Source organism: Alteromonas sp. KUL17, assembly GCF_006538305.1.
In the GTDB taxonomy this organism is placed as follows: domain Bacteria; phylum Pseudomonadota; class Gammaproteobacteria; order Enterobacterales; family Alteromonadaceae; genus Alteromonas; species Alteromonas macleodii.
Map to the genome: position 1 here is coordinate 20,329 of NZ_BJKJ01000027.1, position 14,006 is coordinate 34,334.

The window sequence follows — 14,006 nt, forward strand, 5'->3', positions numbered from 1 at the left end:
GTAGGCAAGGCGTAGTTAGTGTTGGCGCATTCTTTTTTATTTTAGTGAATGTGGAAGAAAATTAATGCGCGTTTGAAGGAAATTGACCTTTAAGCAGCGTTTAAAACGCGTAAGTGGCCATAAATTAATGGCTGAATATTTGAGTGAAATAGTCGGGTATTATATACTACGGCACCAAAATTTTAGGCTGTCCGCAATGTAACTGGCAGTTTTGGCAACTCTTTTGGGCGTAAACCCAAATAAATGACGTTGTTGAAGTTGAAAGTCGATATAAATTACCAAGACCGTGGGGTGATTTATTTGCCAGTTAAATAGAAAGGTTAGTGGCAGCAAATGCAGGCAAACAAGTGAGATCCCAACATGAGTGAACAGATCGAACAGGCGTTAGAAAGAAAGTACGATGCGGGTTTCTATTCAGAAATCGAATCGGAAACGTTTGAAAGCGGCCTGGACGAGTCGGTTATCCGCCGCATATCAGCAATGAAAAACGAGCCTGAATGGATGCTTGAATGGCGTTTGAAGTCTTATCATGCATGGCTAGAAATGGAAGAGCCTGATTGGGCGCATGTCGACTATCCGAAAATCGATTATCAGGCCATTTCTTATTACTCGGCACCAAAGAGTATGAAAGATAAGCCTAAGTCGCTAGATGAAGTTGACCCTGAGCTACTTCGCACCTATGAAAAGCTGGGCATTCCTCTACACGAGCAGGAAATGCTGGCAGGCGTTGCGGTAGATGCGGTATTCGACTCGGTATCGGTTGTAACTACGTTCCGCGATAAGCTTGAAGAAGCGGGAGTGATCTTTTGCCCAATTTCTGAGGCAGTACAGAAGTACCCAGACCTTGTAAAGAAATACATCGGTTCGGTAGTGCCGCGCACAGATAACTATTTTGCTGCGCTTAATAGCGCTGTATTTACTGACGGTTCATTTGTTTATATTCCAAAAGGCACACGTTGCCCAATGGAGCTTTCTACTTATTTCCGTATTAACGAAATGAACACCGGTCAGTTCGAGCGTACCTTGATTGTTGCTGATGAAGGCAGCTATGTAAGCTACCTTGAAGGTTGTACCGCGCCACAGCGCGATGAAAACCAGCTGCATGCGGCAGTGGTTGAGCTAGTGGCAATGGACGATGCGCAAATTAAATACTCAACGGTACAGAACTGGTACCCAGGTGACGAGAACGGTAAAGGCGGTATCTACAACTTCGTGACAAAACGTGGTGTAGCGCATACTAATGCCAAAATCTCGTGGACGCAGGTTGAAACCGGCTCTGCGGTTACGTGGAAGTACCCAAGCTGTGTACTTAAAGGCGATAACAGTGTAGGTGAATTCTACTCAGTAGCGCTAACGCGGGGTCGCCAGCAGGCTGATACCGGTACTAAGATGATCCACGTGGGTAAAAATACCAAGTCGACCATTATCTCTAAAGGTATCTCAGCGGGTAACAGTAACAACGCCTATCGCGGGCTGGTTCAAATGGGCCCTCGCGCAGACGGAGCACGTAACTTCACCGAGTGTGACTCGCTACTTATCGGTGACAAATGTGGCGCGCACACATTCCCGTATATCGAAAGCCGCAACCCTTCAGCCATTGTTGAGCACGAAGCAACAACATCGAAGGTGAGCGACGAACAATTATTCCTGTGTCAGCAACGTGGCTTAGACACAGAAAAGGCCGTTTCTATGATTGTTAACGGTTTCTGTAAAGAAGTATTCAAAGAGCTGCCAATGGAATTTGCCGTAGAAGCCGGCAAGCTGCTCGAAATTAGTCTTGAAGGTTCAGTGGGGTAATCAATGCTTAGTATCAAGAATTTACATGCCAGCGTGGAAGAGAAAAACATCATTAAAGGTCTTAACCTTGAAGTTAAACCTGGTGAAGTACACGCTATCATGGGCCCCAACGGAGCCGGTAAAAGTACACTAGGCTACGTCCTATCTGGTCGTGATGGTTACGAAGTAAGCGAAGGCGAAGCCACGCTTAACGGTAAAGACCTATTAGAGCTTGAAGTAGAAGAGCGTGCCCGTGAAGGCCTTTTCCTTGCGTTCCAATACCCAGTTGAAATTCCTGGCGTAAGCAATATGGAATTCATGAAAGAGTCAGTTAACGCTATGCGCGAACAGCGCGGCGAAGCGCCATTAACAGCTGCTGAGTTTTTAAAGAAAGCAAAAGAAGCGTGCAAGCAGGTACAGCTTCCATTGGATTTCTTGAAGCGCGGTGTAAACGAAGGTTTCTCTGGTGGTGAGAAGAAGCGTAACGAAATCATGCAAATGATTTTGCTAGAGCCAAAGCTTTGTATTCTAGATGAATCAGACTCAGGCCTTGACGTTGATGCACTTCAGGTTGTTGCCGATGGTGTTAATAGCCAGCGCGACGGTGAGCGTAGCTTCATCGTTGTTACCCACTACCAGCGTCTTCTAGACTACATCAAGCCTGACTTCGTTCACATTCTTGCCGACGGCAAAATCGTGAAAAGCGGTGACGCGTCACTAGCGCTAGAAGTTGAGAAGAGCGGATACGCATTCCTAGGTAAAGCGTACGAGGAGGCTGAAGCATGAGTCAATGGCTAGAACAGGTCATTGATGCGGCGCAAATCTCCGATTACTTAGCGCCCGTGCGTCAGCAGGCCTTAGAAAAGTTAAAAGCTGATGGTTGGCCAGCCCGTAGAAACGAGAGCTGGCGTTTTACGCCGCTAACGCCACTTGAGAAGCGTGAAGCTAAGCAAGCGGTTCAGGCAGATAGTCTACCAGTACCCGCTATCGATAACCTAAATGCTATCGACCTTGTATTTGTAGACGGTGTCTTGGTCACGCAGGTTAACACGCTAAATGTGCCAGCGGGCATGAGCATCACGTCGCTTAATAATGATGATACTGCCACGCAGCAAGCGATCAGCAGTGTATACGGTCAGGTTAAACCAACCCGTCATATGTTTGGCCTAGTTAACGATGCGCTGTGCCAACACGGTATATTTATTAATGTTGAAGCAGGCGCGAAAATCGACACGCCAGTGCGCATTGTGAACATGGCGTCGCAAAATGTTGATGCTCATACGCGTGTGGTGGTGAAGGTCGCTGAAGGCGCAAGTGCTACTGTTATCGAGCAAGGTTTTGGCGATACTGAAAGTTTAACCACAGCGTTTGCTGAATATGACCTTGCTGATGATGCACACCTAGAGCACTATCGTTTTGCTATGTTTACTGGCAAAGCCAAGCAATTAGGCGGCAGCCACTTCAAACTTCATAACCGCACCACGCTTAACAGCACCATGGTGGGCTATGGAAGTGAGCTTTCCCGTTTAGATGTAGACATTCATCACGCCGGCGAATTTGCCGATGCAAAAATGAATGCGATTTATCTTCTGGCGGAAGGCGAGTTATTTGACCTTCACTCCACCATTGAGCACGCGATGCCTAATGGCACAACAGAAGAAAACGCGCGTGGGATTGTAGGCGATAAAGCACGTGCCGTGTTCAATGGTCGCATTCATATTCATCGTGATGCGCAAAAGACATTGGCTGAACTTAATAACCGCAACTTGTTGCTATCTCGCCGTGGCGTTATCAACACCAAGCCTGAGCTTGAAATTTATGCTGATGACGTAAAATGTGCTCACGGTGCAACGGTTGCTGAAATTGAAGAAGAAGCCTTGTATTACATGCTTACCCGCGGCGTTTCTCGCAGTAAAGCACTGGTAATGCTCAACTTTGGCTTCATTCAAGAGCTTATAAATGACGTGCCTAATGCGGCAGTCCGTGAATGGCTAGCACCAATTTTAAGTGAGCGCTTCGCCCAAATGGAGGTGAAATGAGCTTAGACGTTGCAGCGCTTCGTGCCCAGTTTCCTATTTTATCTAAAACGGTAGACGGCAAGCCGCTGGTCTACCTAGATAATGCGGCAACAACACAAAAACCTCAGGCCGTTATCGACGCCTTAGTAGATTTTTACACGGGGACGAATGCAAACGTGCACCGCGGTGCGCACCATTTATCGGATGAAGCCACGCGCCGTTACGAAAATGCACGTACCAGCGTTGCAAAGTTCATTAACGCGAAAGCGCGTGAAGAAGTTATCTGGACGTCGGGCACCACAGAAGCCATTAATATAGTCGCCAATGGTCTTGGACAGCTACTAAGCGAAGGTGACGAAGTGATGGTGACTGAGCTTGAGCACCACGCAAACTTGGTGACTTGGCAACAAGCGTGTCGCCGTTCTGGTGCAACGCTAAATGTTGTACCTATTTTCGACAGCGGAGAGTTAGACGTAGATGCTTTCGATAGGCTGCTGTCTGAAAACACTAAGCTGGTGGCGTTTCCTCACGTATCGAATGCATTAGGAACGGTTAACCCAATTAAACTGCTTACTGAAAAAGCGAAAGAGGTAGGTGCATGGGTGCTGGTTGATGGCGCACAGGGCATTGCTCACGGCGGTGTTGACGTACAAGACATTGGCTGTGATTTTTACGCATTTTCGGGACACAAGCTATTCGGTCCAACAGGCATTGGCTGTCTGTGGGGCAAAAAAGAGGTGCTAGAAACCTGGCCTGTTTGGCAGGTAGGCGGCGAGATGATTAAAGACGTGACCTACCATGAAGCCACATGGGGTGCATTGCCAAATCGTTTAGAAGCCGGTACGCCAAACATCGCAGGTGCCATTGGTATGGGCGCTGCAGTAGATTGGTTTAGTGCCCTTGATGTTAATGCTTTGCATGAACATGAACAAAAGCTGCTTGCCTATGCTACCGAGCAGGCCGAAGCGTTTGACGGTATGCGGATAATCGGTACGGCACCTAACAAGGTTGGCGTGCTGAGCTTTCTACTGGAAGGCGCGCACCCGGCGGACGTGGGCTTTATTCTAGATAGACAAGGCGTTGCGATCCGTACCGGTGATAACTGTGCACAGCCGCTAATGAAGCGCTTTGGTATTCCGGGTACTGCCCGTGCGTCGTTCTCAATTTACAATACGCTTGAAGAAGTAGACAGCCTATTTGCTGCGCTTAAAAAAGCAAAAATGATGTTGGCCTAAGGAGGCATTATGAGTGTTGAAACTTTCGTACCTAGTACAAAACTCATTTCGCTAACTGACAGTGCCGTTAAGCATTTCGAAAGTAAGCTTAAAGACAAGCCAGGTCAGTTAATTCGTTTATCGACAAAAGTAAGCGGCTGTACAGGTTACGCCTATGTGCTTGATTTCGCAGATAGTGCGCAAGCCGATGACGAAATTGTTGAAATTTCGCCAGTACTTAACGTAGCCGTGGCTGCAGATGCCACCGACCTACTGCGTAATACAGAAATTGATTACGTTACAGAAGGTGTTAACGGCGTCATTAAATACAACAACCCCAACGTGGTTGATGAGTGCGGATGCGGTGAAAGCTTTAACGTAGGCTAAGTGCCACGTCAAAGGCCATCAGTGGTAGAACAAAGAGTACTAAGTAGTTTATGAAGCAAAAAATGGTGACCACCGAGCGCGACTGTAAAGCGCGCTTGGTTCCAGCGGGCAATCCTACCGTGATCCCTGAAGGCGAGTTTGTGAATATCACCCAAGAGCTCGGTGGTAACTACACGGTAACGTGGCGTGGCAACATGTACCGCATCGATGGTACTGATGCAGGTGCTATTGGCCGAAAAGCGATGACATTGAGCTTTGACGCGCCAGAAGATGGCAATATTAGCGAACAGCAAGTGTGGGACGCGTTAGAAACTATTTTTGACCCTGAGATCCCTATTAATCTCGTATCCCTTGGTCTTATCTACAAAGTGGAAATTGATCAAGATACTAGCAGCGTTAATATTGATATGACCCTGACCGCACCAGGCTGTGGCATGGGCCCAGTATTGGTTGGCGACGTTGAATACCGAGTTGCCATGGTTCCCCATGTTAAAAACGTCAACGTAGAGCTTGTATTCGACCCTGCATGGTCCCGTGATATGATGAGTGAAGAAGCACAGCTTGAAGCAGGTCTGTTCTTCTAATCATCCACGCAGTGAAATTTAATCACACAACTTTTCAAACAAATTAAGCGGAAATAGTAATGCAACTACCTAGCAGTGACGAAATTATTGATGATTTAGCGTTCTTCGACGATTGGGAACAGCGTTATCAGTACATCATTGATTTAGGGAAATCTATTCCGGGCTTGCCTGAAGATGCTAAAACACCCGAGCGTTTGGTCAAAGGGTGTCAGAGCAGCGTTTGGCTGGTGGAGTCTTACGACGGCAATAAAATCAACTTTGACGTAGACAGCGATGCAGTTATCGTTCAAGGACTGCTTGCGTTAGTACTTGCCGCTTATAATGACAAAACGCCAACAGATATTTTAGCGTTTGATATCGACGGCTATTTTGAAGCACTAGACCTAGAGCGTCATATCACGCCAACCCGCGGTAATGGCTTACGCGCCATCGTAGGTAAAATTCAAGAATTAGCAAAAGCCAACGCTTAATTTTTTAAGCGTTGGTTTCTTTAAGCCGTTTTAGGGTTTCGTAGTAAAGGCAGTGGGGCAGGTGAGTCCTCGATAATTAGTTCTGTGCAAAATAATCTGTACGCTGTCATCATATTGTCATCGCCAACAGGCTAACCTTTCTCTACATTTGCGCATAAAAACAGTACTTTATATCTGATTTGATAAAGGCTCTGGTCAAGCTGCTATTTATTGCCTATAATTCGCGGCCAAAATTTTAAAGATACACACTATTTGTTTGGAGAGAGAACATGGCTCTTGAGCGTACTTTTTCGATTATCAAGCCTGATGCGGTAGCTAAAAACGTAATCGGTGCAATTTACAACCGTTTCGAATCTGCAGGTCTTCGCATCGTGGCATCTAAGATGATCCACATGAGCAAAGAGCAAGCAGAAGGCTTCTATGCAGAACACAAAGAGCGTCCTTTCTTCGGCGCACTTGTAGACTTCATGACGTCTGGTCCTGTTATGGTTCAAGTACTAGAAGGCGAAAACGCAGTTCTAGCTAACCGTGAAATCATGGGCGCAACTAACCCAGCTGATGCAGCTGCAGGTACACTACGTTCAGACTACGCTGCGTCAATCGACGAAAACGCAGTTCACGGTTCTGACGCACCTGAGTCAGCAGCACGTGAAATTGCTTACTTCTTCTCTGAAGAAGAAATCTGCCCACGTACTCGCTAAGATTACGTAGGTAGATAAACGGGGCTATAAGCCCCGTTTTTTGTTTCTGAGCGTCTGAGCACGCTTTATGCTGCTTTGCTCGGCGCTCATTTAGACGAGCTAAACCATGCTTCTCGCGCATCGTCAAACTTAACGTTTCTCTGCGTTAAATCGGCTTTTTCTCAAATCTCATCTGTGGTAAAATCCGCGCAAATTTTAATCAGCGCTTTTCTTTTTCTTAAATGTCGTTCAAGACATAGTCGAATCGCTGGTTTTTACACCGTATTCAGTAGTAAGAGGGGCATCCCTCGAAGGTAAAAGGGTCATCTTATTCATGGCAAAAACTAACTTATTAAACTTAAATCGCGAAGGCTTGCGCAATTTCTTCAAAGAAATGGGCGAGAAACCGTTTCGTGCCGATCAGGTGATGAAATGGATTTACCAGCACGGTATCAGCGATTTCGAGGAAATGAGTAACCTCAATAAAAACCTTCGCGCGATGCTCATTGAAAATTGCGAAATTAAAGCGCCTGAAATTGCATACTTTCAAGAAGCGAGCGACGGCACTATTAAGTTTGCACTTACCCTTGAAGGTGGTCAGGAAGTTGAATCTGTTTGGATCCCAGAAACTGACCGTGCGACGCTTTGCGTGTCATCACAGGTAGGTTGCGCGCTAGAGTGTACTTTCTGTTCAACGGCGCAGCAGGGGTTCAACCGTAACCTAAGTGTAAGTGAAATTATTGGTCAGGTATGGCGTGTAGCTACTTTCCTTGGTCTTTCAAAAGACTCAAGCAAACGCCCTATCACTAACGTAGTAATGATGGGTATGGGTGAGCCACTGCTTAACCTTAAAAACGTTGTACCAGCAATGGATATTATGCTGGACGATTTCGGTTTCGGCCTGTCTAAACGCCGCGTTACGCTAAGTACATCTGGTGTAGTACCTGCGCTAGATATGTTGGGTGACCAAATAGACGTAGCGTTAGCTATTTCATTACACGCACCCACCGATGAGTTGCGCAACGAGATCGTGCCTATCAATAAGAAGTACAATATCGAAGCCTTCTTAGCAGGCGTACGTCGTTATCTGGCCAAATCTAAAGCGAACCAAGGCCGTGTGACGGTAGAATACGTTATGCTTTCAAACATCAATGACAGCACTGAACAAGCGCACCAGTTGGCAAAGGTATTGAAAGACACACCTAGTAAAATAAACTTAATACCATTTAACCCTTACCCAGGTTCGCCTTATACATGTTCAAGCAATTCGCGTATTGATAGATTCGCAAAAGTGCTTATGGAATATGGGTTTACAACCGTTGTGCGTAAAACGCGAGGTGATGATATCGACGCAGCATGCGGTCAATTAGTGGGTGATGTGGTAGACAGAACGAAAAGAATGTTAAAAAAACAGGTGAAGGGCGAAGCAATTTCAGTAAAAATGGCCCAATAATCATTAAGATATTAGGGTAAGACTATGGTTGCGGGATTGCGAACGTCACTTAAAATTGGCTTTTTAAGCGCGATTATTTTCACTTCTGGCTGTGTCAGTAATAGCCAGTCAGGGTTGTATGGCGGTAACTTCGATCACGAAGAAGCCGCCAAAACACGCATGTCCCTTGGTCTTACCTACCTTCAAAATAACAACTACACACAGGCAAAAAAGAACCTCGATAAAGCGCTTGAGTTTAATCCACGCTCTGCAGATGTTCAGTTTGCGATGGCATATTACTATCAGCTGGTGGGCGATAACCTTCGAGCGGAAGAGTACTATGAAACTGCTATCGACCTAGCGCCTAACAATGGCGATATTGCCAACAGTTATGGCGCGTTTAAGTGCCAAAACGGCGAATACGAAAAAGCCAAAGCGTATTTCTTTGATGCTATAAATAACAGGCTTTACGCTAACGCAGCGCAAACCTACGAGAACTTGGCTTTGTGCGCGCAAAGTCAAGGTAAGCTAGATGAAGCGATCGGCTATTTTCAAGACGCATTAAAACATCAGCCTGCCCGGGGCAAAAGTCTGTTCTTACTCAGTGAACTTTACACGGTTTCAGAACAATGGGGACTTGCTGAATCTACGTTACGAAAATACGAACGTGTTGCCAAAGTTACGCCTGATTCATTGTGGTTAGCTTATGAAATAGCCAAAGGGAAAGGGGACCTAGAGACTGCAAAGGGTTATGGCGAAATGATGATGTCATTGTTCCCTGAAAGTGAGCTTACTAAACGTTACTTAGTGCAACGTGAAAGTATGCAAAACAGAGTGGTTAAAACCGTCAAATCTACACAGCCAAACGATTCTGAAACAGAAATAAGCGCAAACCAAACAAATACCGACGGGCTTGCACAAACATCATCAAACGATAAAGAAAATGAAAAGAGCGTCGCCCAAGACAACGACGCTCAGCGTCAATCTCAGAGCAATAACTCCGACAACGCTCCTACAGCCACAGCTAACACACCGGAAAAAGTACAAAATACTGAATTATCTGTGCAAAGTGATAAATTCCATGTAGTAAAAGAAGGTGAAAACTTATATCGTATTTCTTTATTGCACAATATCAAAATGGCAACACTGCAAGAGTGGAATAACCTTGAAAATACTGGCGCTATTATTGCTGGTCAGACGCTTTGGTTAGTACCACCGAGTATGCAGGAGGAATAAGGTTTAATGGTGTCGGAAGAAAAAGCGAATCAAGAAGTTACTTCGCAACAACAAGAAAACACGCCAAGTCCAGGGGCAATGCTAAAAGCGCGCCGTGAAACGCTAGGTTTGTCTCAACAAGATATTGCTGATAAATTATTTTTGAAAGCTAAACAAATCAATGATTTAGAAAATGATGTCATTGATGAAAAGTCTTCGGTGACTTTTACAAAAGGATACGTGAGAAATTATGCCAAGCAATTAGGCATGAATTCTCAAGAAGTTATTGAGGCATTCGAACGCTTCCACAATCAAACATCTGTACCATCTTCCGAGAAATTACAGAGCTTTTCAAAGCGTGTCGCAAAACAGACACACGATGACAGGTGGATGATGGTAACTTATGTTATTTTACTTCTTATTATTGCCGCCGTTGTCGTGTGGTGGTATCAACAGCCTAGTGACGACACGGTAGCTGAACTGCCACTTAGTGAGGCTGTTAAGCGAGAAGCCGCTAATACGCCTGTACCATCGGCGGGCACAGATACCGACAATGTAACTACTGATGCCTCGTCGTCGCAGGGTGATACGGCTGGAAACAATCAGCTAGACACGGGCGTGAGTAATAGTTCAAACTCAGAAACCAGCGGTGCGTTCAGCGACCAAGATAGCGGTTTTAACCAAGATGGTAGCTTGAATGATGGTGCAATCTCAGCACCCGATACAGAGGTGAATGATAGCAATAACCTAACCGCTCTGGTTGATTCTGCGAATAGTTACGAACCCCAACCCAACCTTAATGTGAATAGTCAGTCTGATGCAGCGCCAATTGCTATGGTTTTCACTTTCGACGATGACTGTTGGGTTAATATAAAAGACGCGTCTGGAGAAGCTATTGCCTATGGGGTAAAGCTAAAAGGACGAGTTATGGAAATTCAAGGCGTTCCTCCTGTTGAAGTTACGCTCGGTGCACCGGATAATGTGCGCATATCAGTTAACGGCGAGTCTGTTGATATTTCTTCATACCAAAACGGTAAAACAGCTCGCTTCGCACTTCCTTTATAGGTAATTAGATGTTTGCAGAAAGCCCTATTAAGCGCAGAAAGTCTACGCGTATTAATGTAGGTAACGTCCCCATTGGTGATGGCGCTCCCATTGCTGTTCAATCTATGACGAATACGCGGACCACTGATGTGGCAGCGACCGTCGATCAAATAAACCGTATTGTTGCTGTGGGTGGCGAGATCGTTCGAGTATCTGTGCCCACGATGGAAGCGGCTGAAGCATTTAAAGAAATTAAAAAGCAGGTGAGTGTGCCACTCGTTGCAGACATTCATTTCGACTACCGTATCGCACTTAAGGTTGCTGAATACGGCGTAGATTGTCTGCGTATTAACCCAGGTAACATAGGTAATATGGAGCGTGTGCGCTCTGTGGTCGATTGTGCAAAAGACAAAAATATTCCTATCCGCATTGGTGTGAACGGTGGCTCGTTAGAAAAAGACTTACAAGAGAAGTACGGTGAGCCAACGCCAGAAGCGCTGGTTGAATCCGCAATGCGTCATGTGGATATTCTCGACAAGCTTAACTTTGATCAATTCAAAGTCAGCGTTAAAGCGTCAGATGTTTTCTTAGCTGTTGGCGCCTATCGTTTATTGGCACAAAAAATAGACCAGCCGCTTCACTTAGGTATTACCGAAGCCGGTGGTCAGCGCGCCGGCGCCGTGAAGAGTGCAGTTGGCTTAGGTATGCTATTGGCTGAAGGTATTGGTGATACGTTGCGTGTATCGTTAGCCGCTGACCCGGTGGAAGAAATCAAAGTAGGCTTTGATATTCTGAAGTCACTGCGTATTCGCTCGCGCGGTATAAACTTTATTGCTTGCCCGAGTTGTTCACGACAAGAGTTCGATGTAATCGGCACAGTGAATGCTCTTGAGCAGCGATTGGAAGATATTCTTACGCCAATGGATGTCTCTATCATCGGTTGCGTGGTTAACGGCCCAGGCGAAGCAGAAGTGTCTGATTTGGGCCTTACTGGCGCACGTAACATGAGTGGCTTATACGAAGACGGTAAGCGCGTTAAAGAACGTCTTCCTAACGACGATCTAGTGGATAAGCTTGAAGCTAAGATTCGCGCCAAAGCATCGCGTATGAGTGAACAAAATAAAATTCAGGTCTCGGTTAAAGACTAAGACATTTTTTGTTCATTGTTGTTTACTCCCAAAGCCCCTATAATGCGGGGCTTTTCACTATTTAGCAGTATGAGAATTTCACGTGGCTAAGACTATTCAGGCAATTCGAGGCATGAATGACTGCCTACCGGAGATTTCCGGTACATGGCAGAAGGTAGAATCTGTACTTCGTCAGGTTGTGGCGAGTTATGGTTACCAAGAAATACGTACTCCCATCGTTGAAAGCACCGACTTGTTCAAACGTTCTATCGGTGAAGTTACCGATATCGTTGAAAAAGAAATGTATACCTTCGAAGATAGAAATGGCGACAGCTTAACGCTACGTCCAGAAGGTACGGCAAGTTGCGTGCGCGCAGGAAACGAGCACGGCTTATTGTACAACCAGCAGCAACGCCTGTGGTACATGGGGCCAATGTTCCGTCATGAACGTCCACAAAAAGGGCGTTATCGCCAGTTCCATCAGTTCGGTGTAGAGACCTACGGTATGGACGGCCCTGACATCGACTTAGAAGTTATTCTTCTTAGTGCACGCTTTTGGAAAGCTTTTGGTATTGAGCAACACGTAAAACTTCAAATAAATACGTTAGGTTCAAATGAAGCGCGTGCTGCATATCGCGATACGCTGGTTGATTTCTTAAAACAGCGCGCAGACCAGCTCGATGAAGATTCCCTGCGTCGACTTGAAACGAATCCACTTCGCGTACTCGATTCAAAGAACCCTGATGTTCAAGCTGCGATTGCCGATGCGCCAGCGTTAATCGATCATCTTGATGAAGAATCTAAAGTGCATTTTGAAACCTTGTGTTCGCGCTTAACGCAAGCAGGTATTGAGTTTGAAATAAATCCTCGACTAGTGCGCGGATTAGATTACTACAACCGTACTGTGTTTGAGTGGGTGACAGATAGCTTGGGAGCCCAAGGTACAGTGTGTGCTGGAGGCCGTTACGATGGCTTGGTAGAGCAACTCGGGGGCAAAGCAACGCCTGCGGTTGGTTTTGCTATGGGTATTGAACGTTTGGTACTGTTGCTAACCACGTTAACCGAAGAAGGTCAGGACTCAAGTTTCGCAGACGTTTACGTAACGGCGATGGGCGAAGAGGCACAGTCATACGCTATTGAGGTAGCAGAGCATCTTCGAAATACGCTTCCTAATACACGCATAATGATGCACTGTGGCGGCGGCAACTTTAAAAAACAATTAAAGCGTGCAGATAAAACAGGCGCACGTTTAGCGCTGCTTTTAGGCAATGACGAAATGCAGTCTCGCGAAGTAGGTGTTAAACCACTGCGCGATGGTCAAGAACAAGTTACAGTCAGCTTCGATACCTTATCTGATAAGGTTGCAGAGATGCTGAGCGCAAAATAAAAAGAGGACATCATGGAACAGTTCGCAACAGAAGAACAACAAGTAGAAGCGATTAAACGTTTTTGGAAAGAGCACGGTACTGCAATTATTGTCGGTGCAGCGCTTGGTCTAGGTGGCCTTTGGGGCTGGAGAGCGTATTCAGAAGCGCAAATTGAAACTAAAGAAGCGGCATCGGTTGCCTATCAAAATGCCGTAGAAACATTCGGTACAGAAGGCAGCGACGCAAAAGTTAAAGCTTTTATCGAAGAGAACAAAGACAGTGGTTATGCGAGTATTGCCAGCCTTCTTGCTGCTAAGCAAGCGGTAGATGCCGGTGATTTAGACGCTGCAGCTTCTCACCTAAATAGCGTAGTAACCTTTGCCGAAAATGATGAATTGAAAGTGCTTGCCTCACTTCGTTTGTCGCGTGTGCAAATTGAAATGAACCAGCTGGACGCGGCGTTGTCTACGCTTAGCAATGTAACAAATGACGCATTTTCAGCAGAAGTTTCTGAATTAAAAGGCGATGTGTATCAAAAACAAGGCAAGTTTGATGATGCTCGCTTAGCTTATTCAAATGCGTTAGAAAAAAATGCCAACAATCCGCTTTTACAAATGAAGTTAGATAACCTATCGGTATCTGCTGCGCAATAAGCGAAAGCCTTAGGGCTGGTATAAATAATAAAGAGGTAC

14 protein-coding genes are annotated in these 14,006 nt (G+C 45.8%); all 14 read left to right on the forward strand.

The genetic code is table 11. The annotated features are described in order from the left end of the window. Positions 1-360: 360 nt before the first annotated feature. Positions 361-1,797 carry a Fe-S cluster assembly protein SufB gene (gene sufB / locus KUL49_RS17690; RefSeq protein WP_014950176.1) on the forward strand — a complete coding sequence of 479 codons (1,437 nt, stop codon included), beginning with the start codon at positions 361-363 and terminating at the stop codon, positions 1,795-1,797. Positions 1,798-1,800: 3 nt separating this feature from the next. Beyond that, positions 1,801-2,562 carry a Fe-S cluster assembly ATPase SufC gene (sufC, locus tag KUL49_RS17695; protein ID WP_014979831.1) on the forward strand — a complete coding sequence of 254 codons (762 nt, stop codon included), beginning with the start codon at positions 1,801-1,803 and terminating at the stop codon, positions 2,560-2,562. Beyond that, entirely contained in the window at positions 2,559-3,815 is a 1,257-nt protein-coding gene (gene sufD / locus KUL49_RS17700; protein WP_131138143.1) for a Fe-S cluster assembly protein SufD, read from the forward strand. The genes sufC and sufD overlap by 4 nt, the downstream gene beginning before the upstream one ends. Further along, the gene (locus KUL49_RS17705; protein ID WP_131138144.1) at positions 3,812-5,029 is read left to right on the forward strand and encodes an aminotransferase class V-fold PLP-dependent enzyme; all 1,218 of its coding nucleotides are present in this window, start codon (positions 3,812-3,814) and stop codon (positions 5,027-5,029) included. The genes sufD and KUL49_RS17705 overlap by 4 nt, the downstream gene beginning before the upstream one ends. A gap of 9 nt (positions 5,030-5,038) precedes the next feature. Then, a complete protein-coding gene (locus KUL49_RS17710; protein ID WP_014979828.1) occupies positions 5,039-5,395 on the forward strand; it encodes an iron-sulfur cluster assembly accessory protein in 357 nt (118 codons plus the stop codon). Between the two features lie 50 nt (positions 5,396-5,445). After that, the gene (gene sufT, locus KUL49_RS17715; RefSeq protein ID WP_014977033.1) at positions 5,446-5,979 is read left to right on the forward strand and encodes a putative Fe-S cluster assembly protein SufT; all 534 of its coding nucleotides are present in this window, start codon (positions 5,446-5,448) and stop codon (positions 5,977-5,979) included. A 59-nt stretch (positions 5,980-6,038) separates the two neighbouring features. Beyond that, complete coding sequence (locus KUL49_RS17720; protein ID WP_014950170.1) at positions 6,039-6,449, forward strand: SufE family protein; 411 nt, start codon at positions 6,039-6,041, stop codon at positions 6,447-6,449. Positions 6,450-6,718: 269 nt separating this feature from the next. After that, the gene (gene ndk / locus KUL49_RS17725) at positions 6,719-7,150 is read left to right on the forward strand and encodes a nucleoside-diphosphate kinase (RefSeq protein ID WP_012519000.1); all 432 of its coding nucleotides are present in this window, start codon (positions 6,719-6,721) and stop codon (positions 7,148-7,150) included. 313 nt (positions 7,151-7,463) lie between these two features. Continuing rightward, entirely contained in the window at positions 7,464-8,582 is a 1,119-nt protein-coding gene (locus KUL49_RS17730; protein ID WP_014977032.1) for a bifunctional tRNA (adenosine(37)-C2)-methyltransferase TrmG/ribosomal RNA large subunit methyltransferase RlmN, read from the forward strand. 24 nt (positions 8,583-8,606) lie between these two features. Further along, on the forward strand, positions 8,607-9,797 hold the full coding sequence (gene pilW / locus KUL49_RS17735; protein ID WP_131138145.1) for a type IV pilus biogenesis/stability protein PilW: 1,191 nt from the start codon (positions 8,607-8,609) through the stop codon (positions 9,795-9,797). 6 nt (positions 9,798-9,803) lie between these two features. Beyond that, positions 9,804-10,841: a RodZ domain-containing protein gene (locus KUL49_RS17740; protein ID WP_131138146.1), complete on the forward strand. Its 1,038-nt coding sequence runs from the start codon at positions 9,804-9,806 to the stop codon at positions 10,839-10,841. A gap of 8 nt (positions 10,842-10,849) precedes the next feature. After that, positions 10,850-11,968, forward strand: a complete 1,119-nt coding sequence (gene ispG / locus KUL49_RS17745) for a flavodoxin-dependent (E)-4-hydroxy-3-methylbut-2-enyl-diphosphate synthase (RefSeq protein ID WP_014950167.1) — start codon at positions 10,850-10,852, stop codon at positions 11,966-11,968. A gap of 82 nt (positions 11,969-12,050) precedes the next feature. After that, a complete protein-coding gene (hisS, locus tag KUL49_RS17750) occupies positions 12,051-13,334 on the forward strand; it encodes a histidine--tRNA ligase (RefSeq protein WP_014979825.1) in 1,284 nt (427 codons plus the stop codon). Between the two features lie 12 nt (positions 13,335-13,346). After that, a complete protein-coding gene (locus KUL49_RS17755) occupies positions 13,347-13,967 on the forward strand; it encodes a tetratricopeptide repeat protein (RefSeq protein WP_014977028.1) in 621 nt (206 codons plus the stop codon). Positions 13,968-14,006 lie beyond the last annotated feature (39 nt).

Bases quoted from the DNA above. Each gene is read 5' to 3' on its own strand.
- KUL49_RS17720 (WP_014950170.1), top strand. From the start codon at position 6,039: ATGCAACTACCTAGCAGTGACGAAATTATTGATGATTTAGCGTTCTTC.
- ispG (WP_014950167.1), top strand. From the start codon at position 10,850: ATGTTTGCAGAAAGCCCTATTAAGCGCAGAAAGTCTACGCGTATTAAT.
- sufB (WP_014950176.1), top strand. From the start codon at position 361: ATGAGTGAACAGATCGAACAGGCGTTAGAAAGAAAGTACGATGCGGGT.
- KUL49_RS17710 (WP_014979828.1), top strand. From the start codon at position 5,039: ATGAGTGTTGAAACTTTCGTACCTAGTACAAAACTCATTTCGCTAACT.
- ndk (WP_012519000.1), top strand. From the start codon at position 6,719: ATGGCTCTTGAGCGTACTTTTTCGATTATCAAGCCTGATGCGGTAGCT.
- pilW (WP_131138145.1), top strand. From the start codon at position 8,607: ATGGTTGCGGGATTGCGAACGTCACTTAAAATTGGCTTTTTAAGCGCG.
- sufT (WP_014977033.1), top strand. From the start codon at position 5,446: ATGAAGCAAAAAATGGTGACCACCGAGCGCGACTGTAAAGCGCGCTTG.
- KUL49_RS17730 (WP_014977032.1), top strand. From the start codon at position 7,464: ATGGCAAAAACTAACTTATTAAACTTAAATCGCGAAGGCTTGCGCAAT.
- KUL49_RS17705 (WP_131138144.1), top strand. From the start codon at position 3,812: ATGAGCTTAGACGTTGCAGCGCTTCGTGCCCAGTTTCCTATTTTATCT.
- KUL49_RS17755 (WP_014977028.1), top strand. From the start codon at position 13,347: ATGGAACAGTTCGCAACAGAAGAACAACAAGTAGAAGCGATTAAACGT.
- sufC (WP_014979831.1), top strand. From the start codon at position 1,801: ATGCTTAGTATCAAGAATTTACATGCCAGCGTGGAAGAGAAAAACATC.
- KUL49_RS17740 (WP_131138146.1), top strand. From the start codon at position 9,804: ATGGTGTCGGAAGAAAAAGCGAATCAAGAAGTTACTTCGCAACAACAA.
- sufD (WP_131138143.1), top strand. From the start codon at position 2,559: ATGAGTCAATGGCTAGAACAGGTCATTGATGCGGCGCAAATCTCCGAT.